The organism is Paenibacillus mesotrionivorans, from assembly GCF_046098205.1.
In the GTDB taxonomy this organism is placed as follows: Bacteria; Bacillota; Bacilli; order Paenibacillales; family NBRC-103111; genus Paenibacillus_AR; species Paenibacillus_AR mesotrionivorans.
Genome location: NZ_JBJURJ010000018.1, coordinates 117,301 through 139,567, shown reverse-complemented (window position 1 = coordinate 139,567; position 22,267 = coordinate 117,301). Strand labels below are relative to the sequence as shown.

The window sequence follows — 22,267 nt, the reverse complement described above, 5'->3', positions numbered from 1 at the left end:
CTCCTAAACGGTAAAGGACGTGATGAACATAACGACTCAACTTTTACTCAACCTGCTGATCGCTTTTGTGTATATGCTGCTTAACGAATCCTGGAATGTGGTGGTGTTCGGCATTGGCTACACCATCGGCTTCATCATTATTTTCCTGATGCGGCGGTTCTTCCCCGAGTCCTTCTACGGCAAAAAGGCGATCTCCATCGCCAAGCTGATCGGATTGTTCATTGTGGAGCTCTTCAAATCCACCTGGGTGGTGGCCCTGCAGGTGACGCGGCCGAAGCTGAATATACAGCCGGGGATCTTCCGCTCGGAGACCATTCTCAAGACGGAATTCGAAATTACTCTCCTGTCCGCATTGGTCACCCTGACGCCGGGCTCCGTCATTATGGAGATCGACCCCAAGGCGGGTGTTATGTTTATCCATGCTATGGATGCCAAGGACTACCGGAATAATATAACCAGAACCATGCGCAAGTTCGAAAATGCCATTATTGAGGTGATGCGGTAATGTTTGATAACGTGATGCTTTTGTCCATGTTCCTGCTGTCCATCTCTCTTGTGGTGGCTTTATACCGGGTCATTGTTGGCCCTTCCATGCACGACAGGATCTTGGCTCTCGATACGATGGGATACATCGTCATTGGTATCATCGCCGTTCTTTCCATCATGCTGAACTCCCACGCGTATCTGGAAGCAATTCTGCTTATCGGCATATTAGCATTCCTGAGCACCATTGCTCTGAGCAAATATATGGAAGGCGGGACTGTTATTGAACGCAACAACGATCATTGAAATTGTCGTCTCCGTCCTGGTCATTACCGGAACCCTGATGAGTCTGATCAGCTCCCTGGGCATTCTCCGCCTGCCGGATGTATACAACCGCGCCCACGCCTCCACCAAAAGCGCAACCCTGGGCATTCTGAGCATTCTGTTAGCCGCCTTTTTCTATTTTCTGTTTACACACGGCGTATCCAGCATCCGGCTGCTCCTGGGGATTGCCTTCGTTTTCCTGACCGCTCCTGTATCGGGGCATATCATTATCCGGTCGGCGCACCGCTCCAAGGTACCGCTCTCGGATACCAGCGTGCAGGATGATCTCCAGGAGTATCTCGACAGCCAGGAGGCTGCAGAGGATCAGGATCGGGCTGAGCCTGCGGGGGACAAGAAGCCGAAGCCAGGGCTGGGAACCAGCGAGGCATAGAGCGGTGTTGGTTGGGTGGGCGCTATATCTGCTGGCTGCTTGGTCGACCGTCTGTTTGCCTTAGTGGGCTAACAAATCTCAGACACTCTATTTCGCAAAAAACGGGTGTTATGAAAATCTAACGAATCTCAGACACGCTAATGGCCCGCTTGGAAGCCATTTGGCACCCATTCGGACAAAATAGCGTGTCTAGGATTCGTTAGATTTCAAAAAAGCCCCGCTGCAGCCAAATAGCGTTGCCCAGATTCGTTAGCGCCGCCGCTACACCGAACAAGCAGTTGCAGCACACAAAAGCCGCCAAACACAAGGGAATCCCTTGTGTTTGGCGGCTTTTGTGTTATTTGCACCCTAGGCGTGCTTGGCTATGGACGGGGACGCGGGTGTATCCGCAGCAGCTGGCACCACAGCCGAAGCCGCTGCGCGTTTTTTCTGCGTCAGGTAGAGGGCGAGGCCCGTGAACAGGAAGCCTCCCGCCAGGTTGCCCAACGTAACCGGAATCTGATTCCACAGCCACCAATCGGCAAAGCTGACCTTTGCTCCCATCATCATGCCCGTAGGAATGACAAACATATTAACAACGGAGTGCTCGAAGCCCTGCCCGAAAAAGGTGAGAATTGGCAGCCACATAGCCGCGATTTTGCCGCCGGTGGATTGGGAGGTCATGGCCATCACTGCCCCCAAACACACCATCCAGTTGCACAGGACCGCCTTGACGAACACGGTAATCATACCGTCGAAGCCCAAGGACGAGTACCCATTGGTTTTGGCTTCTGCGGTTTTGATGATCATGGCCCCTACCGCATCGTCTCCCACATGGCCCATCTTGGTGGCGGCAATGTAATAGAGCAGGCCGTAAAAGGCGGCCCCGATCACATGCCCCACGAACACCCAGCTCCAGTTGCGCAGCATGGCGGAGGCTTTGGCTTTCCCCTCCATCACAGAAACGGGAATGAGGGCGAAGTTGCCGGTGACCAGCTCCAGTCCCAGCAGGATGATCATCACAAACCCAACGGGGAACACCAGCGCCCCTACCATGCCGATTTTCGTCTGGACCGTGGCCTGGAAAGCCAGGGTTGTGGCAAACCCGAGAATCGCGCCGCCCAGGAACCCCCGGAGCAGCAGCTGCTTCACCGGCAGCAGGGATTTGGCCGTGCCGGCCTGAATCATCGCTTCGACCACTTGGTCAGGTTTTACATAAGACATGGTTGATCTCCCCTTTTACCGATTGGACCTGTTAGGGTCCCTAGGCCGTATGTTCTTCATCCTTGATCATAGGAGCAAACTGCTTCAATTCTCCCTGGATCAGACCGTTCCGGATGCACCACCTGCGGAAAGGCTCCTCAGGCTCCCGCTCCTCGATATATTGACGGATCATCCCTTCAAGGAGTGGTCCCATCTCCGAAAAAGGCACAGCGATTTTCCACCGTTCGTTAAAGGAGCCATGCACGCCATGCTCCGCCCCCAAGTAAATATCGGCGCCTTCCACCACTTGCCCGTCTACCTTCACCTTTTTACCGATGAGGCCGATTTGTCCGGTATGGGGGTTGCCGCAGGAGTTCGGACAGCCGGAGGCGTGGATTTCCAGCACTCCGATGCTCTCCATTACACTTCGGCCGATCTGCTGATCCAGATAGGTAACCAGCTCCAAGGTGCGCTGCTTGGTTTCGATCATGGCGAAGGGGCAGAAGGTATTCCCCGTACAAGAGATGAGGCCGCGGGCAAAAGGCAGCGGATCATGCTGCAGCTGCTCCAGTACCGGCTCGGCAAGCAGCTCTGTCAGCTTCGAGTCTGGAACATTGGCAATAATTACATTTTGGGCCGTTGTCAGACGGACCTCCCCATTGCCGTAGGCTTCCGCCAAACGCGCCACCTCGTATACATGCTCCAGCTTCATCCGCCCGGTTACCACATTCAGACCTACGTAGTGCAACCCCGGGGTTTTCTGGGGGTGAACACCGATGTGGTCTCGGTGGCTGTGGTCATCTGTTAGCTCGGTACCGGCAGACAACGGGGTAAAGGACAGCCTCCCCAGCACTTCCTTCCGGAAGGCCAGCAGTCCCATTTCCTCGATGAGGAATTTAAGCCGGGCTTTATTCCGCTTCTCCCGGTTGCCCCGTTCATGGAACAGCTCCAGAATCCCATGACAGATTTCCGTTGCCTGCTCCGGCAGTACGAAGGCATCCAGAGACAGGGAACGCTGGGTTCCCCATGACCCGAGACCGCCGCCCACCCACACGTTATAGCCTGAGAGATCCCCTCTCTTCGCCGGGGTTAGGGCAATATCGTTGATCTCTGCATGGGTACAGTTATCACAGCAGCCGAGAACCGTAATATTAAACTTCCGCGGCAGATTGGCTACCTTCCAGTTCCCTACGATAGAGTCGTTCAGCTCCTTCACGAGCTGCCGGCTATCCAATGCCTCATCCGCCTGAAGTCCCGCCACGGGACAGGTGGTCACATTGCGGATGTTATCCATGCCCGTCTGCATGGTGGAAAGCCCGGCGGCATTCAGCTTTTCCAACACCGTGAGCACATCCTCCATCCGAATCCACCGCAGCTGCACCTGCTGTCGGGTGGTCAGGTCCATAGTATCCCTGCCGTAATCCCGGGTTACGTCCGCCAAGGCTCTCAGCTGCTCCGCCGTAAACCGGCCATGCTCCAGAATGCCGCCGGGGACGCGGACCCGTATCATAAAGTAACCCGGGGTGGATTTGCGCACGAATACGCCGTACCATTTCAGCGCCTGGACATCGGCCTCCTCCAAGGTGTCCCAGCCAACACTCGCATAACGGACGATCTTATCCCAGATGATGCTAAAGCTTAATTCAGCCTTGTAGGCCTCGATTGTAGTCGCCATCTCCACCACTCTCCCTCGTAACTTTGTTTAGTGAACATAAAGAGGCCAACAGACGGACGAATGCTGTCCGCAGGTTGGCCTCATTGCCGGTTTCAGAGTACGCCATTGTACGCTGAACACATATATTCGAAAGGGTATCACGCCTTTGTGATGAATTGATTATAGCTTTCCTTTTGACTCACGTCAATATAGATTACATGGATGCTTAGTTAATTATTATTATCGACAACCAGAGAATTTTTATGTAATATTACATTACATATGTAGCTGTACGAGGATCTTTTACAGGTAAGGAGGCCGCAGATGCTTCAACATTTTCTGGTGATCAGACCATCCGGTGAAGCCGCAGCTGATGCTTCAGGGGAGACGAAACGGAGCAGTGATGAAGCTGACCGGTCCGGGATACGCCCGGAAACGGCCATTACCGCATTGGGCTTCCGGGTCCAATCCCTGCGCGGCGACCAGAAGACCAAGGCTTTAGCCGCCAAGTGTGAAGCCGTCATCCTCGCCGTTCCTTCCTCCTGCCTGGATGAGTGGGTCGCCCGGGTCTTGTCCTGGCGGGATTGGCCGGTGATCTGGTGGTGCGGCGAAGCTGCCGTAACGGAGAGCTGCCATGGAGGCTTGGAGGTGGACGGCGTTCTGTTCCCGGGTATGACCCCGGCACAGATCCATTGGACACTGATGATCAGCTCCTCTCATCACCTGCGCCGGACCCAATGGCAGAAGGAACGGGAGCAGCTGCTCAGCCGGCTGGAGGAACGGAAGTGGATTGAGCGTGCCAAGGCGATATTATGCGAAATGAAGAAGATTTCCGAGGCGGATGCTTACGAATTCCTCCGCACCCAGGCCATGAATGAACGCAAGCGGGTCGTGGATGTGGCCAGCTCCATCGTCAATGTGTATCAGTGGATCTCGGAAAACAAGACAGGGGGTAGCCGCAAGTGATTTCACTCATCAAGGAAGTTGGCCGCGGCAAACGGGGCTCGAGAGATTTAACCTATGAAGAGGCCGGCCAGGCGGCTGAGCTGATATTATCCGGGGAAGCCACCCCTGTGCAGATCGGGGCTTTCCTGGCGGCGGAGCGGGTCAAGATGGAATCCGCCGATGAGCTGCTGGCTTTTGTCCATGCACTGCGGAAGCGCTCCCTGCTCCATCCGGTCCCCGGCTCGTTGGATTGCGCCGGCCCTTACGACGGACGGACCAAATCCTACATGGCCACATGGGCCGTATCCTTCGTCGTTGCGTCCTGCGGCGTTCCCGTCACCCTGCATGGGAGTGCACCCTTGCCGCCGAAGCATGGCGTGACATTGCAGGAAGTGGCGCTGCAGCTGGGTGCACGGCTGGATGATCGAAACAGACTGCTAGAAGCTGCGGAACGGTCTGGCGTCCTGTTCGTCCCTGCCGAGGAGTGGTGCACGGCTCTCCGGGATATCCGGCCGTACCGCGAGCAGATGGGGATTAGGACCATCTTCCACTCCGTAGAGAAGCTGCTTCGTTTCTCCGATGCGCCGTACATGGCGCTTGGCATCTTTCACGGGACTGTTTTCGAGAAGATGGCGGAGCTTGTTTCCAGACTGGGTGTCCGGAGCGGTATAATCATTCAAGGTGCGGAGGGGTCGGAGGATCTTCTCCCCAACAAACGGACCCGCACCCATCTGGTCCGGGATGGGGAAGCCCCGGAGCTGTACGTGGTTGACCCCGAAGCCTACGACCTGCAGGCCGAGCTGCCGGAGGAGGAAGTCTGGACAGCGGAGCGACAGGCCCATATTACTGCCGACGTACTGGAGGGCCATACCGTATCCCCCTATTTCAACATGGTGCTGCTGAACAGCGCAGTCCGCCTGTGGGCCGCCCAAGCCGCAGGCTCCGTAGAGGAGGGCATCGAACGGGCTCTATCGGCCATCCGCCAGGGTGCAGCTTACGAGTCCTACCGGAAATGGCAAGAGGCGGTCCGTTGAGAACGGGCCGCTTTTTTACTATAATGAACATGAATCATCCGCTACCTGAAGAAAGAAAGGACCGTTTCCAATGAGCAGAAAACAAGCCTATTCCCGTTCGGAGCTGCTGGATGTGACCAAACGTTTGGTACTGGAGCATGGGTACGACGGGTTTAATCTGAAGTTGCTTTCCCAGCATCTCCCCGGTGCACGGAGCACCATCTATCAGTATTACGCCAATAAGGATGAGATTATTTCGGCATGTATGAAACGCGCCATTCAGTCCATCATGGAGAAGGCTTCCGCCCTTGACGAAAGTGATGCTTCAACCGCTCTACAGGAGCTGCTGGCCATTTATATGGAGGAATTCAAATTTCACCAGCTTTTGGGCGATTCGTATAAGATCAAAACAAACGGCTCCGAAGAAACGCGCGCCAATGTGGAATATGTGGAGAATGCTCATGAATTCCTCAAGGTCCAGCTTACCCGTCTTGTCCAAAAAGCCCAACAGGAAAAGCTCTTACGAGATGACATCCCGCTTCCGGTACATGTGGGCGTCTTTTTTAATCTGATCAGCACGCCGAATATGATGAACGTTCCCGTCTCTCAGTGGAGTAAGCTGCTGTTTGACATGTGGATGGGCGGTGCGAAAAAATAGGCATCCAAATTTCCATATTGTTTATTTTGACACATGTGTCGTAATGATGTTTAATAATAGACATGGATCGGTCATGAACGCATCCAATTAGACACAAGTGTCAAATATAAATAATAAGGAGTGAGCCCCTGTATGTTTCTTGCCTTGAGAGAAATCAAACACAGCAAGATGAAATTTTTGATGATTATCGTTATTTTTGTTCTGATGGCCTGGCTGGTATTCATTCTGTCGGGATTGGGGAATGGCTTATCCTCATTGGCCGCTTCCTCCTTTAAGAACATGAAGGCCGATTATGTTCTCTTCGAGCAAGGCTCCAAATCTTCTATGAGCAAATCTCTTCTATCCGAACGATTGTTGCAGGATCTGGAAAAAATGCCGAACGTATCCGCAGCATCCCCTATGGGAGGTTCAATGGCTACCGCTCTGAAGGGGGATAGCCTGAAGAATGAAGATAAAGTCGATATCGCTATCCTGGGTATTCTCCCCGGCAGCTTTCTGGAGCCTAATGTGGTAGAAGGACAGCCGCTTGCGCAAGCTTCCCCTTCCGGGGTGATCGTGGATACATCCATGAAGGATGAAGGCTTTAAACTGGGAGACACCTTCAAGCTGGACGGAATGGAGGAAGCACTAACGATTACGGGATTTGTGGAGGATCAAACCTACAATCACCTTCCGGCCGTATTCATTCCCATATCGGAGTGGAGGAAAATTGCCTTCGCGGCTCCGGGCTCGGATAAGGGAATTGAAGCCCCTGTAAATGCTATTATGCTTCAAGGGCCGGATATCGATCCGGAAACCATCAACGCCAAGCTTGCGAATACGGATACCGTTACCCGCTCGGAAGCCGTGCAAGGCCTGCCGGGCTACAAGGAAGAGAATGGCTCGATTATGATGATGCTTGGATTCTTGTTGGTGATCTCCGCATTTGTGCTGGGCGTCTTCTTCTATGTCATGACGATGCAGAAAACCAACCAGTTCGGAATTATGAAGGCCATTGGCGCCAAAAATGGATTTTTGATCCGATCCATCATGTCTCAGGTCCTTGTGCTATCCCTGATCAGTATCGTAATCGGAATTCTGCTTACGTATGGAACGGCAGCCATTATGCCCCAAGGGATGCCGTTCAAGCTGGAGAGCAATCTGGTTATGGTGTACTCCTTTGTTCTTCTTATGATTGCTTTGCTGAGTTCTCTTGTGTCTGTCCGCAAAATCACCAAAATTGATCCGCTAAAAGCGCTTGGGAGGGTGGAGTAAATGACAACAGGCTTGCGCATCCATAATGTGTCGATGTTTTATGACGAGGGAAGGAACCGGATATCCATCCTGGACAAGATTTCATTAACCGTTAAACCCGGCGAATTTATCGCTGTAGTGGGACCGTCAGGTTCGGGGAAAAGTACGTTTTTGTCCGTGGCGGGAGCACTGCTTAAGAGCTCCGAGGGCGAAATAACCTTGAATGGTCACCCATTCTCCACCTTATCCGATAGCGAATTGTCCAGTATCCGGTTGAAGGAAATCGGATTTATCCTGCAATCGTCCAACCTGGTTCCCTATTTGAACGTGCTTGACCAGCTGCTGGTCATCAAGAAAATGTCGGGGAAGATAAAAGCGGAGGATAAGGCCTACGCCATCAAGCTGCTGGAGGATTTAGGGCTCCGGGAGAAGCTCAACAGCTTCCCGGAAGAGCTGTCGGGCGGTGAGAAGCAGCGCACAGCCATTGCAAGAGCGTTAATGGGCAAACCCAGCGTCATTTTGGCGGATGAGCCTACAGCCAGTCTGGATACGCCGCGGGCGCATGAAGTGGTGAATCTGATTGCCAATCAGGTGAAAACCCGTGGAATAGCAGCGGTGATGGTCACCCATGATGAGCGGATGCTGGACTACTGTGATAAGGTGTATCATATGGAAGATGGCAAGCTGCTGCTGGCTGAATAATAATCATATAAAGCCTGGCCTCGTTGAATAAAAAGGCTGTCCGAAAAGTCAAACTTAATGGACTTTCCGGGCAGCCCCTTTCGCATTTCATCCCGTTTCACCCTCATGTGCAACAGCAGCCTTCTGGCGCAAGGGAACTAAGATGAGGGTAGCGCCAATGATCAGCACTCCCAGAATGGCCGCCGACCAATACAGCCCGCCATAACCGTTTTCTGCAGCCCGTTTGGTCATCTCGGCAGCACTCCGTACCACAACATCCCTTAAGCCAGGATCTTGAATGGAGCCCACCATCTGATTCATTTGGTCCGCATTGACCGCCCCCGAGCCGGCTGCCATCCGCTGCCCGATTTGGGCCAGCTCGCCCAGTGCCTCCTTGGATAAGGAAGCTTGCGCAACATTGGCCTGCAGCACCTCCTGGAAGTCGGTTTTGAACAGATTCCCCAGATTGGCATAGCCGCGGGCAATGAATCCGGCATAGATCGTGGGAGCTATCGTCATGCCCACTTGCCGGAGCAAGGATAAGGAGGCAAGGGCTGAGCCCTTATCGGACCTTAACCCTTCCGTCACCAGAATATTGAGAGGAGCGCCCAGAATAACGCCAATCCCGACGCCCGCAATCATACTGGATACAACGAACTGCCACTTCATCTCGATCCACAGCGGGAATAAGGCAAATCCGATAGCGGCAATCAGCCCGGAGACCAGAACGGCGAATATGGGCCCGCGTTTGGATACGAGGATGCCTCCCATCCCGGCGCCAATCCCCGCTGCCAAGGCAAGAGGGGTCATCCAGTAGCCCGATTTCTCCGCGGAGATGCCCAGCACATTCTCTGTGAATGCCGGAATAAAAATCATTCCCGCCAAAATTCCGCCGGATAAGGCGCCTATCAAAAGCACCATTAAAAACCGGGGCTGACGGATCAGATGCACCGGTAGAATAGGGTCACTGTTTTCCTTGCGTTCCAAGGCGGACTCATACAGCATCAACGCCACGAACAATACGATGCCAGCTCCCAAAAAGCCGGATACCTCAAGCCTCCGGAAGCTTGCCCAGAAATCAATATCAATGTTGGTCAGGCCGTACATAATCGATAAAATGGCAAACGACAACAGAACCGTACCCAACAGATCCAACCGCCCGGGCGTCGGGTCCGCCGATTCCTCCAGCTTCATAAAGGCCAGCACCAGCAAAACAATGGCAATAGGCACATTAATCAGGAACAGAATATGCCAGTTTCCCGTTAAGTCCAGCAGGAAAGAGCCGATGTTGGGCCCCAGCACCGCCGCAACCCCGTTCATCGCCCCCAACAGCCCCAAGTATTTGGCCTGCTTATCAGGCTCCACCGTACTTAAGATATGGGAGTTCCCGATAATAAAAATACCGCCGCCGCCAAGCGCTTGAATGAAACGCGCGGCCAGATAGAAGCCGAAGGAGGGACTTACCGCTACCAGAGTTGAGCCAAGTCCGAATAAAGCGATTTCAATAGCAAACAGCTTCTTTCTTCCGTACCGGTCGGACAGCTTCCCGACAATGGGCAGGCTGATGGCCAGTCCCAGGGTGTAGATGGTAATCCCCCAAGCTCCCCAGTTATCGGTCACCTCGTAATACCGGTTGATGGTAGTCAGCGCAGAGCTGATAATCCCGTTATCCAGCTGCGCCATAAATACCCCGATGGAGAATAAAAGCAAAGCCCAAAATTGCGAAGATTTCTTGGCCAGAGCGGCTCCCCCCTAGAACAAATTGACTTTTCAGCTTGATCTTACACCTTTGTCAGCCGCCTTTCAAATCCTTTTCTCACACAAGCAGATTGGATTAATACCCTCTTTCTGGGAATACTGCTAGTACAGGGGGGGAGCATCATGAAGCAGCTTATCTCAGACCAACTCCAGCATAATATAGATCGGATGCTGTCCATCATGGGCAGCAGCGATTTTATTGTCCGCGAAATCGTCATCTCCGGCGGCAAACGTGCTGCCCTCTTTTACTTGGATGGAATGGTCGATATGAAGCTGCTCCAGAACAATGTGATCTCATCCTTGCACGACCGGGCGGCCGATGAAACGGTCACGATCCAGATATTGAACGAAAGTGTTCTGGATGCCGGTGAGGTCACAACTGTTCTTTCTCTTGAAGACGCTGTTGAACAGATACTATCCGGTGGTCTTCTTATTATTCTCGATGGAATGGCGGAAGGCTCCATGATATCCTTGCCTGGATGGGAGGAACGGAGCATCTCCGAATCCAAATCCCAGTCCACGATCAAAGGACCGCAGGATTCCTTCACCGAAACCTTGCGGACGAATACCACCTTAATCCGGAGGAGAATAAAGGATTCCAGGGTACGGATCACCACAGTTAAGGTTGGCAGCAAGACGAAAACCGATATCGCAATTATGTATATGCATGGCATTACGAATGAAGAAATGGTTCAGCAGACCATCACCCGGCTCACCAGCATCAAGCTGGAGGGGGTTTTGGATAGCCAATACTTGGAGGAATGCCTGCGGGAACAAAACATCAAGACCATTTTCCCGATGCTGTTCAGCTCCGACCGTCCGGATACAGTGGCAGCAGGCATTATGGAGGGGAAGATCGCTATCATTGTGGACGGAACCCCTTTTGTGCTGCTTGCGCCGTCCTTGTTCGTGGATTTCTTCCAATCGGCCGAGGATTATTATCAATCCTATACCTATAGCAATGCCATTCGGATCTTGCGGTATATGTCTTTATTCATCTGCATGCTAGCGCCCTCCATCTACATTGCTCTTACCACGTATCATCAGGATATGCTGCCTACTGTGCTGCTGCTAAGCCTGGCCGCACAGCGTGAGGGTGTCCCCTTCCCGGCATTCATTGAGGCATTAGTCATGGAGATTATCTTCGAAATATTACGGGAGGCGGGCATTAGAATGCCCCGGGCTATCGGGCAAACCGTGTCAATCGTAGGGTCTATTGTGATTGGGCAAGCCGCGGTTGAAGCGGGTATTGTATCGGCTGTTATGGTTATAGTCGTGGCCATTACCGCTATATCCAGCTTCGTCATCCCCTCCTATGCCATGTCTATTGCTATTAGATTGCTCCGGTTTTGCTTCATGGGACTGGCAGCGGTTTTCGGTATTTACGGGATTACTGTGGGACTCATCATTCTCGTCGTTCATTTGAACAGTCTGCATTCTTTTGGCGTGCCTTACATGAGTCCGATCGCGCCGTATAACGCCCGCAAGCAAAGCGATGCTATCTTACGCTTTCCGTTCAGGAGCAAGAACAATGGGTAATGTGAACCGGTCCAATCGGAAACCAATCGAAAAGTTGATCTTGGCTTGGGCAGCCGTGGCGGTCCTGGCGGTTATGCTGACAGGATGCTGGAACCGCAAGGAGCTGAATGAGCTGTCCATTGTGCTCGCTGTGGGAATTGATTCAGTCGGTGACCAATATGAGCTAAGCCTGCAGGTGGTAGACCCTTCGCAGATGACACGCAATAAAGTATCAGACCGTTCTCCCACGAGGGTGTATACGGAACACGCCTCCACCCTGTTTGAGGCTTTCCGCAAGCTCACGACTAAGGCTTCCCGGAGAATGTACTTTTCCCATTTGCAGTTTGTCATCTTTGACGAGAAAACCGCCAAGAACGGAATCAAGGTCCCGCTGGATATGCTGTTCCGCGATCATGAAATCCGTCCCGACTTTCACTTGGCCATTGCGCGTAAGCATTCGGCAAAGGACATTATTTCCTTTGTGACGCCATCGGAGGTTCTTCCTGCTCTGGACCTGAGTAAATCCTTGAAGATATCGGAGAAATTATGGGCGCCTACCACGGCGGTGAATGTCCTGGATATTATGCAAAGCCTTACTGAGACCGGCATCGAGCCGGTGCTGACCGGAATAGAGCTGATTGGAAACCCGAAGAAGGGAATGTCCCTGGACAATGTGAAGCAGCCTGCCACATACGCAAGCTATGCCTACACAGGAGTCGGCGTGTTCCGCGGGGACCGTCTGGTTGGTTGGCTGAATGAATCGGACAGCAAAGCCTTAACTTATATCTCCAATAAGGTTGTCAGCACTGCAGCCGTAGTCCCATGCCCCGAGTTGGATGGATCATTTGCTGTGGAAGTGACTCACTCCCACATTAAAACCATACCGCTGGTGAAGGAGAATAAACCGGGCATCCGACTGGAAATTTTTATCGAGGCGAATCTTGCAGAGGTCCAGTGCCAGGCAGATATCGCAGATGAAGCAACCTTTATGGAAATGCAACGAGCGGCTTCGGAGGAGTTAAAAAGAGTTTTGTTAAGCGGTGTTCACCAAGCCCAGCATACCTATAAATCAGATATCTTTGGATTCGGGGAAACCTTCCACCGGAAGTTTCCGGAATTGTGGAGAGAATGGAAAGGGGAGTGGGCGCAGATGTTTAGCCAGCTTCCTGTGGAGATTGAGATGAATTACAACCTGCGCCGCAACGGTAAAATTACCAATCCTATTGAGAATAATCCGGTTATAGAGGAGTGAAAACCATATGCTGGCTGGGATACTTGTGATCTCGCTGATCGCCGTGCTGATAGAATACCGTACGTTCCTAAAAAAAAACCAGAGGCGTGAAGTGACCGTGAGCGCAATTCTCATGCTGGGAGCTATCCTGCTGGGCCTCCTCCGAATATTGAGGATTCCCATTCCCAGCCCGCTGTTGGTTATCCGTTGGATCTTCCAACCGGCAAGCCAGCTTCTGAATAAATGGCTGTCTTGAACATGGAGGTTTAAATGAATAAGCAAAAGTTAACCGCAAGGCAGGCAACATTCTGGTTTGTGATGTATCAAGTGGGAAGTGCTTATCTCATCCTCCCCACGTCTATCATAAAAATCGCCAAACAAGACGCTTGGTTATCGGCTCTTGTTTCCCTGGCAATGAACTTTTTATTAATCCCTTTATACGTGGCCCTTGCCAATCAAATGAAGGGCAAACCGCTAGTTGCGTATATTGAAGCTCTCCTTGGCAAGTGGATCGGCAGATGCTTCACCTTTCTTTTTATTTTATCCGTCCCGTTTCTAATCTTTATTTTGACCCTCCGGAATATAGGTGACTTTATCTCCACCTCCATCATGCCGGAAACTCCGGAGGAAGCGATATATGCACTGATGCTCATTGCTGTTTATTGTGTGGTACGGGGCGGGGCGGCAGTCATCGGACGCTCTGCGGAAACCCTGTTCGTGGTCATTCCTTTGCTGTTTCTGATGGTATCCATTTTGCTGCTCCCGGGTGCGGAGTTCAAGCATCTTTTGCCGGTATTTGAATTTGGCTGGAGGCCAATCGTACGGGCTTCTTTTCTATTGCTGTCCTTCCCGTTTTTAGAGACGTTTTTATTTCTGTTTTTGCTTTCAAATTTAGGAAGCTCTGATATCTGGAAAAAAGCTGTGGTCCGCAGCTCTCTGTTTAGCGGCTTTGTGTGTGTGGTTATGTTGCTGATGGTTACTGCAGTATTGGGTCAAAGCGTTGCATCGGATCTGACCTATTCCAGCTATTCTGTTGTTCGGTCGATCAATATCGGCGATTTTATCCAACGGTTTGAAATTGCCATCGCGATTAACTGGTACATTTCTATATTTTTTCGGCTGGCCTTACTCCTGTATATTACGGTTCACGGACTGGGATCTGTGTTTCGGTTACAGGATGCCTCTTCCTTATTGATCCCTGTAATGCTTATTGCCTTGATTATGGCTCATTCCATATGGCCCAATACGACTTATCTGGTTGAGTTTTTTCAAGTCTGGCCTTTATATGCAATGATTTTCGGAGTTGCGGTTCCCCTGGTCCTCTGGCTGCTTGGGCGGATGAAGCAGTCAAGAAGCCACTGAAAACCTCGCATATAGAAAAAAGGCACTCCGGGGAGTACCTTTTTGGATAAAAGGAAACGAAATTACAACAACTCGCGCCGGAGCTCCTCAGCCGATTTCGGAGACAAATACGAAAGCGGGATATCAAATACCGTCTTCGCTCCAGTCTGGCCCTCTTGGCTCATCCGGTAAGCCGCCCGGGCATAGGCCACTAATACACTGGCGGTAAAGCCGGGATTGCTCTCCAGCTTCAGGCTGAATTCGATGAGCTGCCGTTTGCCTTGGCCTGTCACCCCGCTGCGGATCACAAAGCCGCCATGCGGCATCTCACCATGCTCATTCTTCAGCTGTTCCTCGGTGATGAAGGTCACCGTGGTGTTATAATCCGCGAAATAATTGGGCATGGATTCGATGGTATGACGGATTTCATCCAGGTCCGCCCCCTCTTCAGCCACCACATAGCATTCACGCTTATGCTTCTCCCGCGTGGATAATTCCGGCGTTTCTCCGGTACGGATGCGCTGGATAACCTCTTCTACCGGCACTGTATATTGGACCCCGCCCTTCACACCCGGTACGCGGCGGATAGCGTCGGAATGCCCTTGGCTGACCCCCTTGCCCCAGAACGTATAATCCGTTCCTTCCGGGAGAATGGACTGGGCCAGCAGCCGGTTCATGGAAAACAGCCCCGGATCCCAGCCGGTGGAGATGACGCTGACCACCCCATTTTCCTTTGCTGCAGTGTTCACTGCATCGAAGAACTCCGGAATTTTCGCATGGGTATCGAAGCTGTCTACTGTATTAAACATGCGGGCCATCATAGGGGTTTGCTCCGGAAGATCCGTTGCGGAGCCGCCGCACATAATCATCACATCGATGACTCCCACATACTTCTCAACGGCAGAGATATGCTCGAACTGAGCATTTCCGCCCTCCGCTTTCATCTGCTCCGGCTGTCTGCGCGTGAATATGGCAACCAGCTCCATATCCGGATTCTGGGCAATCGCTTGCTGAACACCCTTGCCAAGGTTACCGTAGCCTACAATCCCAACCTTCATTGTCATTTTCCAGTAGCTCCTTTTCATTCAATAGGTGTGACGTATCTTAGTATACCTCAATATTACGTAAGATGTCAGATTCATAGCTGAAAATGCTTGTTATATACTCGAATAGTTCTCATAGACAACAACCCCTTCTGCTGTGCGGAAGGGGTTGCTGCCTTGTCTGTATCCATTTCCAGCGTATGCTTACCGTCTGCGGTAACGTCCGCCGGCTTCGCTGCCAGGCTTGCGGGACCCTTCTCTGGACGGTGCCCTGCTCGCCTTGTTGGCTTTTTGCGTGGCCGCGGGTGCCGCAGGAGCCGGCTTCTCCATAGTCATGGGGTAAGGATGATCGGCAATCACCGGAATTTTCTGCTTCGTGAGCTTCTCAATATCCTTCAGATATGGAATTTCCTCGTCCTCGCAGAAGGAGATGGCAACCCCGCTCAACCCTGCACGTCCGGTACGGCCGATCCGGTGAACATAGGTCTCCGGGATGTTCGGCAGGTTATAGTTAATCACATGGGACAGCTCGTCAATATCGATGCCCCGGGCCGCAATGTCGGTTGCCACCAGCAGCCGGGTGACGCCGTTCTTGAAGTTGTTCAGCGCCGCCTGGCGGGCATTCTGCGACTTGTCGCCATGAATAGCCTGCGCCGAAATCTTCACCTTGGTCAAGCCGCGGACCAGCCGGTCAGCGCCGTGCTTCGTCCGGGTGAACACCAGCGCGCTGGTGATGGACTTGTCCTGCAGCAGATCGATGAGCAGCGGCAGCTTATTCGGCTTGTCCACGTAATAGAGTATCTGCTTGATTCTCTCCACCGTGGTGGAGGCAGGGGTAACCTCAATTTTTATCGGATTCTTCAACAAGGAGTTGACCAGGGACATGATCTCTGGCGGCATCGTGGCCGAGAAGAATAACGTCTGCCGCTTGGCGGGGAGCTTGGCAATAATCCGCTTCATATCATGAATGAAACCCATGTCCAGCATCCGGTCGGCCTCGTCCAGCACCAGAATCTGCACGTGACGCAGGTCCACAAACCCTTGGTTCATCAGGTCAATCAGCCGCCCTGGGGTGGCGATCAGAATGTCCGTGCCCTGGGCCAGCAGCTGCTCCTGGGCTCTCTGCGAAACACCGCCCACAATCACGCCGCAGCGCAGACTTGTAAAAGAGCCGTAAGCCTTGGCGTTATCTGCAATCTGGATGGCCAGCTCGCGGGTAGGAGTCAGAATCAGCGAACGAATGACGCGTTTGCCGTTGGGACGGGCTTGCTGGGTGCTAAGCTGCTGGATGATGGGCAGCAGGAACGCCGCGGTTTTGCCGGTTCCTGTCTGGGCGCAGCCGAACAGGTCGCGGCCTTCCAGTGCAGGCGGAATGGCCTGCTCCTGGATCGGCGTGGGCTGCGTATATTGCTGCTTGGTTAAAGCCTTCATAATCGGGGGAATCAACTGCAATTGTTCGAATGTCATAAGCTCTCCTTTAAGTAGCCGCCGTCAACACATCAACGGCTATACAAGCATTATACCTTATTTTGTGCTACTTCTCCTGCTCCATTATCACCTGCTCGATTCCCAAGAGAATCACCTTCAGCCCAAACTCAAAAGCCCGGTCTGTTCCCATCAGCTCGAAGAGCCCGTTGGTGAACATTCTCCGGAACAGTCCCGCGTCCTTATCGTTCATGGAATCCAAGAGCTGCACCATCTCCTCGCCGGGAAGCGCCCCCTGGTCATGAAGCATCTCGGAAACACTGCGTTCATGCTGGTAATGGTCCAGAACGAAGTAATAAACATAATTCACCAGCGTGGTAACCACCTGCATTTTTTGCTCCAGCCCCAGCGGCGTGGATTCCACACATAGCAGCATACGGTTGGTGAAACGGATGATGTCCGGCTCGTGAGGCAGCGTCATCATCATCAGCTGTGTGGAGCAGGGATACCGGCTTAATACGCGGCGCACCGTTATGGCTAGCCCCGCAAGCTGCTCCTTCCAGTCCCCCTCGGAGTGAAACTCCTCCAGTATAATCCCGGATACCTGATTAGCCAGGCGTTGATAGAGGAGCTGTTTGCTCTTGAAATACCAGTATAAGGAGGGGGCCTGAATCCCCAGCTTGTCGGCCAAGCGCCTCATGCTGAATTTCTCGATGCTGTCCTCCCCAAGAAGTGCCCACGACGCTTCCAGAATCTTTTCCTCCGATATCTGAGGCTGCTGCTTTTTCATCGTATCCGCCCTTTTATCTAACAGTGTAAGTTTGTGCTTTACAAGTCTATAGGTACATGATATCATCTAACACTGTAAGGTTCAATCTAACACCGTTAGATTAAGTTTTGCAAAATTGAGAAGAAAGTGGTGATCCTTATGGATACAGAAAACCTTCATTTTTTCGAAAAAGCCCCTATTGCTAAAGCCGTCGCCCACTTCGCTGTTCCCATGATGTTAGGCACGTCTATGAGCGTTATTTATTCCATCCTGAACGCTTATTTCCTGGGAACCCTGAATAATACGGCCATGCTGACCGCATTGGCATTAACCCTGCCCTTATTCGCCATTATCATGGCACTGGGCAATCTGATCGGCATCGGCAGCGGCACCTTCATCTCCCGTCTGCTGGGGGAAAAAAGGTATAGTGATGTGAAGCATGTATCGTCCTTTGCCTTCTGCAGCAGCCTCCTTCTGGGATTAATTCTGATGGCCGTTAGTCTGCCCTTCATCGATTCCATCGTTCAAGGCCTGGGGGCCACGCCTGATTCCTTCGGCTTCACCCGGGAATATGTTTTAATCATGCTGCTTGGTTCCCCATTCGTCGTTTCCTTCTTCACCCTGGAGAATATCGTGCGTTCGGAGGGGGCCGCGATTACCTCGATGATCGGGATGATACTCAGTGTTGCCGTGAACATTATACTGGATGCGCTGGTTATCTTCGTTTTTCATTGGGGTGTGATGGGTGTTGCAACGGCTACGGTTGTGTCCAATTTGGCCGCAAGTGTATTCTACGCCTGCTATATCAAGTACAAGAGCGGATTCCTCACCATCTCACTAAAGTGGTTCAAAATAACCGGAGAAATCCTGCGCAATGTGTTCAAAATCGGCGTGCCCGTTTTTATTATGAGTGTGTTTTTGGGGGCTATGTCGCTTATCCTTAACCATTTTCTTGTGGAGTACGGGGATGAGGCTGTCGCGGCTTACGGAATCTCTTCACGGCTGCTGCAATTTCCCGAGTTTATTCTGATGGGCTTGTGCGAGGGAGTGGTGCCGCTGATTGCCTTTACGTTCACGGCCAATAGATTGCGGATGAAACAAACCATCCGGTTTACGATTCAAACGATTGTGGGCCTGGCCGTTGTGTTTGGTGTTGCCGTCTATCTGGTCTCCGACCACCTGATCGGATTTTTTACCAACGACCCGCATTTAATCGAGATGGGCAGCTATATTCTCCATGTAACGTTTTTGTCTCTCTTTATTTCCGGCATCACCACATTGTTTACGGGGATCTTCCAGGCAACGGCGCAGGGCACTGCGGCATTTATGATGTCGGTGATTCAGGGGATTACGCTGATTCCCGTTCTGTTCATCGCCAACCAAACCCACGGCTTCCACGGAGTGGTCTGGTCGCTGGTGATCGCAGACGCCGTGGCGTTCCTGGTGGGGGCCGGTATGCTTTACGCCCTGCGGCATAAGCTGCAGCCGGATTTGACAGCATTGGTGCAGCAAGGATAAGGATCGTTAGTGCCCGCAGCTTCTGCAGGGGTTGGACTGGGTGGGTTGTCTCGCTAACGAACCTGCAGCACGCTATTTGACCGTAAGGGAGCCTTTCTGCGCCAATTCGGAGAAATAGCGTGGCTAGGATTCGTTAGGTTTAAAAAGTGCCTCCATACAGTCAAATAGCGTTGCACAGATTCGTTAGAGCTACTCTCCGCTTTGACACCGGTTTAATGGATACACATAATCGATGTGTTCATTTACAAAATCGTCGCTGTTGGCGTTTCTCCTCACTTGATACCGCGAGAATCCAACGGCTTCGTACATATGCTGGGCAGGAATAAGGTCGTCGTTGGTGGTAACGGTAATTTGTTTTACCTCATACTGAGAAATCCGGTTGACCGCCTCCTGCAGCTGCAGCTTACCATACCCTCGGCCTTTGTGTTTCAACGCGATACAATTATGGCCGATCTCCACATATTCCGGTCTTTTTCTGGGATCCCAGGAGACGAACCCGATGGGTTCACCGTGCAGCACGGTGATAAAGCCGCATGTATCCGCTATCTGCAGGTTATCGTAGAAAAACTGGTCAAATGTCTGCCAATCCGCATACCACGCTTGTTCATATCTGCTGTCAAAGGAATACGCATCCGTTAATAGATCCAGAAGTGTGCCGCGTTTAAAGGCACTTACTTTCTCGAATGTAATGCTCATGGGGCATTCATCCTCCATTTCCTACTTCAGACTCCGAATCGCCTCCCTGGTTACCTCCCGGTCATCGAAATGGATAGTTCCATGATTGGTAATCTGGTACGTTTCATGACCCTTGCCCGCAATCACGATTACATCCCCTGGCTCGGCCATCTCTACCGCACGCGCAATAGCCGCGGCACGGTCCTCCACGATCTCATACCTGCTTGTGGGATACTGCTTTTCACGCAGGCCTTCCTCAATATCGGCTAAAATTCGTCCTGGATTCTCGGAGCGCGGGTTATCGGATGTGACCACCACATAGTCACTGTATTCAGCTGCGATACCGCCCATAACCGGGCGTTTTGTCCGGTCGCGGTCACCCCCGCAGCCAAAAACGGTGATGACCTTTTTCTCCGCAAAGGTCCGTACCGCACTCAGCACATTGTCCAGCCCGTCAGGTGTATGAGCGTAATCCACCAGGGCAAGAAAAGGCTGCCCCTCGTTGATAACCTCCATCCGCCCCGGTACACCCGGCAAGGAAACAAGTCCGTCCCGGATCGTCGCAAGCGGCAAACCTTCCGCGAGTGCAGCTGTGATAGCTGCCAAGGCATTATACACATTGAAGGTGCCTACCATGCCTAACTGCATGTCGGCAGTCCCCTTGTAGGTTACGGCCCGGAAGGACGTCCCCCAAGCGGTCAACCGGATATCCTCAGCCCGAACATCAGCCTCTTCCCGTATGCCGTACGTCAGCACATGAGCTGCGGTCAATTTGCGGAAGACAGCCGAAGCCGGGTCATCTGCATTCAACACAGCAATCTTGCCGGTGGCAGGATCGCCGGTGAAGCCATTTCCAAGACGGGAAAAGAAAAGTCCTTTAGCCGCAATGTAATTTTCCATTGTGCCATGATAATCCAAATGGTCCTGTGTAACGTTCGTTAATACCGCTGTCCGGAAATTGCAGCCCAGCACCCGGCCAGCATCCAGTCCCTGTGAGGTGACTTCCATTATCGCATAAGCACAATCCACATCGGCCATCCGCCGCAAATTTGCCTGTAATACGGGCGGCTCCTGGGTATTGATATCCGTCTGAAACATGGTGTCTCCAACCTTCGTGCCTATGTTCCCCATTAGTCCCGTCTTGTGACCGGCATATCGAAGTATCGCCTCAATCATGTGGGCCGTGGTTGTTTTTCCGTTGGTGCCGGTAACGCCGATCAGCTTCAGCTCCCTGCTGGGATGACCATTCAAATGTGCGGAAAATACCGCAAGCGCATGCCGCGCATCCTTCACGAGGATAACCGGCGCGTTAACCTCGACCTTCCGTTCGGCAACCACAGCCGCCGCTCCTGCCTGAACCGCGTCACCCGCATAAGGATGCCGGTCTTCCTGATATCCCGGAATACCTGGAATACACACAAACAGCTCACCCGGCGCCACACGCCGCGAATGATTGCTTATGCCGGTTATTTCAATTTCCGGGTCCCCTTCAATAATCGCATTCGGAATCAGTGCTGCCAAGTCCGCTAACTTCATTACCCATGACCTCCCCAACCTTCATACAACCCCCCTTATTTTACGCCACATCAGCCAACAAATGGAAGATACCCGTACCGGGGCAAACAAAAAAAGCATGTTATGCCTGTACTTACCAGGGATAACATGCTTCACCTTGTTCTATTATGCAAGGCCCAAAAAAGCGCGGGTCCGTGCCTGCTGGGGATTGCCGAACAACTCTCCCGGCGTGCCGGTTTCGATGACCTCTCCCTTGTCCATGAAGATGATCTGATCGGCCACCTCCCGGGCGAAGCTCATTTCGTGGGTGACTATGACCATGGTCATCCGTTCCAGCGCCAGCTCGCGGATGACCTTCAGCACCTCCCCGGTCAGCTCCGGGTCAAGGGCCGAGGTGGGTTCATCGAACAGGAGGAGCTCCGGCTTCATCATCAGGGCTCTGGCAATGGCGACCCGCTGCTTCTGGCCTCCGGACAATCGGGAGGGATACACCTCCGCCTTGTCGGACAGGCCGACCTTCTGCAGCAGCTCCAGGCTGTTGCGCCGTACATCCGCCGTCTCCTGCTTCCGGGCTGCATGGCGCGGAGCCAGCTCCAAGTTGCCCCTTACGGTCAGATGGGGAAACAGATGAAAATGCTGAAACACCATTCCCATTCGGGCCGTCATCCGTTTGATCTCCGTCCCGCTGCCGTATGCCCCGTCCCGGACCAGATAATCGTCCCCGATCCGGATGCTGCCCCCATTCACCTGCTCCAGGTGGATCAGACTGCGCAGCAGGGTGCTTTTGCCGGAGCCGGAGGGCCCGATAATCGCCACCACCTGATTTTTCTTGATCTCCAGGCTTACGCCACGCAGAACGCTCAACTCGCCGAAGGATTTATGTAGTCCGTCAACTTGAATCATGGTCATA

Annotated in this window: 21 protein-coding genes; 12 read left to right on the top strand and 9 right to left on the bottom strand. The window is 52.6% G+C overall.

Features of this window, described 5'->3' with window-relative positions:
* Positions 1-22 precede the first annotated feature (22 nt).
* The 3 genes from ACI1P1_RS24410 to mnhG are packed head-to-tail and all read left to right on the top strand — an operon-like array spanning position 23 to position 1,198.
* Entirely contained in the window at positions 23-505 is a 483-nt protein-coding gene (locus ACI1P1_RS24410) for a Na+/H+ antiporter subunit E (RefSeq protein ID WP_416219066.1), read from the top strand.
* Positions 505-789, top strand: coding sequence for a Na(+)/H(+) antiporter subunit F1 (locus ACI1P1_RS24405; protein WP_416219065.1), 285 nt, complete (start codon positions 505-507; stop codon positions 787-789). Before ACI1P1_RS24410 ends, ACI1P1_RS24405 begins: the two co-directional genes overlap by 1 nt.
* Positions 767-1,198, top strand: a complete 432-nt coding sequence (gene mnhG / locus ACI1P1_RS24400) for a monovalent cation/H(+) antiporter subunit G (RefSeq protein WP_416219064.1) — start codon at positions 767-769, stop codon at positions 1,196-1,198. Before ACI1P1_RS24405 ends, mnhG begins: the two co-directional genes overlap by 23 nt.
* 348 nt (positions 1,199-1,546) lie before the next feature.
* Here the strand turns inward: mnhG and ACI1P1_RS24395 are convergent, their stop codons facing one another.
* On the bottom strand, positions 1,547-2,401 hold the full coding sequence (locus ACI1P1_RS24395) for a formate/nitrite transporter family protein (protein WP_416219063.1): 855 nt from the start codon (positions 2,399-2,401) through the stop codon (positions 1,547-1,549).
* A gap of 40 nt (positions 2,402-2,441) precedes the next feature.
* Positions 2,442-4,055 carry a hypothetical protein gene (locus ACI1P1_RS24390; protein WP_416219062.1) on the bottom strand — a complete coding sequence of 538 codons (1,614 nt, stop codon included), beginning with the start codon at positions 4,053-4,055 and terminating at the stop codon, positions 2,442-2,444.
* Between the two features lie 303 nt (positions 4,056-4,358).
* Here ACI1P1_RS24390 and ACI1P1_RS24385 point away from each other — a divergent pair, with 303 nt between their 5' ends.
* The 5 genes from ACI1P1_RS24385 to ACI1P1_RS24365 all read left to right on the top strand — a co-directional run bounded on the left by ACI1P1_RS24385 (position 4,359) and on the right by ACI1P1_RS24365 (position 8,585).
* A complete protein-coding gene (locus ACI1P1_RS24385; RefSeq protein ID WP_416219061.1) occupies positions 4,359-5,000 on the top strand; it encodes an ANTAR domain-containing response regulator in 642 nt (213 codons plus the stop codon).
* Positions 4,997-6,013: an anthranilate phosphoribosyltransferase gene (locus ACI1P1_RS24380; RefSeq protein WP_416219060.1), complete on the top strand. Its 1,017-nt coding sequence runs from the start codon at positions 4,997-4,999 to the stop codon at positions 6,011-6,013. The genes ACI1P1_RS24385 and ACI1P1_RS24380 overlap by 4 nt, the downstream gene beginning before the upstream one ends.
* Positions 6,014-6,083: 70 nt before the next feature.
* The gene (locus tag ACI1P1_RS24375; RefSeq protein WP_416219059.1) at positions 6,084-6,650 is read left to right on the top strand and encodes a TetR/AcrR family transcriptional regulator; all 567 of its coding nucleotides are present in this window, start codon (positions 6,084-6,086) and stop codon (positions 6,648-6,650) included.
* A 132-nt stretch (positions 6,651-6,782) separates the two neighbouring features.
* Positions 6,783-7,904: an ABC transporter permease gene (locus tag ACI1P1_RS24370; RefSeq protein WP_416219058.1), complete on the top strand. Its 1,122-nt coding sequence runs from the start codon at positions 6,783-6,785 to the stop codon at positions 7,902-7,904.
* The gene (locus tag ACI1P1_RS24365) at positions 7,905-8,585 is read left to right on the top strand and encodes an ABC transporter ATP-binding protein (RefSeq protein ID WP_416219057.1); all 681 of its coding nucleotides are present in this window, start codon (positions 7,905-7,907) and stop codon (positions 8,583-8,585) included.
* 87 nt (positions 8,586-8,672) lie between these two features.
* Here ACI1P1_RS24365 and ACI1P1_RS24360 read toward each other — a convergent pair whose 3' ends face one another.
* Positions 8,673-10,304, bottom strand: a complete 1,632-nt coding sequence (locus tag ACI1P1_RS24360) for an MFS transporter (protein ID WP_416219116.1) — start codon at positions 10,302-10,304, stop codon at positions 8,673-8,675.
* A 141-nt stretch (positions 10,305-10,445) separates the two neighbouring features.
* On the opposite strand from ACI1P1_RS24360, the gene ACI1P1_RS24355 reads away from it, so the two are divergent.
* The 3 genes from ACI1P1_RS24355 to ACI1P1_RS24345 all read left to right on the top strand — a co-directional run bounded on the left by ACI1P1_RS24355 (position 10,446) and on the right by ACI1P1_RS24345 (position 14,433).
* Positions 10,446-11,861, top strand: coding sequence for a spore germination protein (locus ACI1P1_RS24355; protein WP_416219056.1), 1,416 nt, complete (start codon positions 10,446-10,448; stop codon positions 11,859-11,861).
* Positions 11,854-13,092 carry a Ger(x)C family spore germination protein gene (locus ACI1P1_RS24350; protein ID WP_416219055.1) on the top strand — a complete coding sequence of 413 codons (1,239 nt, stop codon included), beginning with the start codon at positions 11,854-11,856 and terminating at the stop codon, positions 13,090-13,092. The genes ACI1P1_RS24355 and ACI1P1_RS24350 overlap by 8 nt, the downstream gene beginning before the upstream one ends.
* 249 nt (positions 13,093-13,341) lie before the next feature.
* Positions 13,342-14,433 (top strand): GerAB/ArcD/ProY family transporter, encoded by a 1,092-nt coding sequence (locus tag ACI1P1_RS24345; protein ID WP_416219054.1) that lies wholly within the window; start codon positions 13,342-13,344, stop codon positions 14,431-14,433.
* Positions 14,434-14,495: 62 nt separating this feature from the next.
* Here ACI1P1_RS24345 and ACI1P1_RS24340 read toward each other — a convergent pair whose 3' ends face one another.
* The 3 genes from ACI1P1_RS24340 to ACI1P1_RS24330 form a co-directional block, all read right to left on the bottom strand.
* Positions 14,496-15,476, bottom strand: coding sequence for a diaminopimelate dehydrogenase (locus ACI1P1_RS24340; protein WP_416219053.1), 981 nt, complete (start codon positions 15,474-15,476; stop codon positions 14,496-14,498).
* A gap of 183 nt (positions 15,477-15,659) precedes the next feature.
* Entirely contained in the window at positions 15,660-16,922 is a 1,263-nt protein-coding gene (locus ACI1P1_RS24335) for a DEAD/DEAH box helicase (RefSeq protein ID WP_416219052.1), read from the bottom strand.
* 67 nt (positions 16,923-16,989) lie between these two features.
* Positions 16,990-17,670, bottom strand: a complete 681-nt coding sequence (locus ACI1P1_RS24330; protein ID WP_416219051.1) for a TetR/AcrR family transcriptional regulator — start codon at positions 17,668-17,670, stop codon at positions 16,990-16,992.
* A gap of 138 nt (positions 17,671-17,808) precedes the next feature.
* Here ACI1P1_RS24330 and ACI1P1_RS24325 point away from each other — a divergent pair, with 138 nt between their 5' ends.
* Positions 17,809-19,167: an MATE family efflux transporter gene (locus ACI1P1_RS24325; RefSeq protein WP_416219050.1), complete on the top strand. Its 1,359-nt coding sequence runs from the start codon at positions 17,809-17,811 to the stop codon at positions 19,165-19,167.
* A 189-nt stretch (positions 19,168-19,356) separates the two neighbouring features.
* Here the strand turns inward: ACI1P1_RS24325 and ACI1P1_RS24320 are convergent, their stop codons facing one another.
* The 3 genes from ACI1P1_RS24320 to ACI1P1_RS24310 form a co-directional block, all read right to left on the bottom strand.
* Complete coding sequence (locus ACI1P1_RS24320; RefSeq protein WP_416219049.1) at positions 19,357-19,863, bottom strand: GNAT family N-acetyltransferase; 507 nt, start codon at positions 19,861-19,863, stop codon at positions 19,357-19,359.
* Positions 19,864-19,884: 21 nt separating this feature from the next.
* On the bottom strand, positions 19,885-21,378 hold the full coding sequence (locus ACI1P1_RS24315; protein ID WP_416219048.1) for a UDP-N-acetylmuramoyl-L-alanyl-D-glutamate--2,6-diaminopimelate ligase: 1,494 nt from the start codon (positions 21,376-21,378) through the stop codon (positions 19,885-19,887).
* A 144-nt stretch (positions 21,379-21,522) separates the two neighbouring features.
* Positions 21,523-22,266 carry an amino acid ABC transporter ATP-binding protein gene (locus ACI1P1_RS24310; protein ID WP_416219047.1) on the bottom strand — a complete coding sequence of 248 codons (744 nt, stop codon included), beginning with the start codon at positions 22,264-22,266 and terminating at the stop codon, positions 21,523-21,525.
* Position 22,267: the final 1 nt, after the last annotated feature.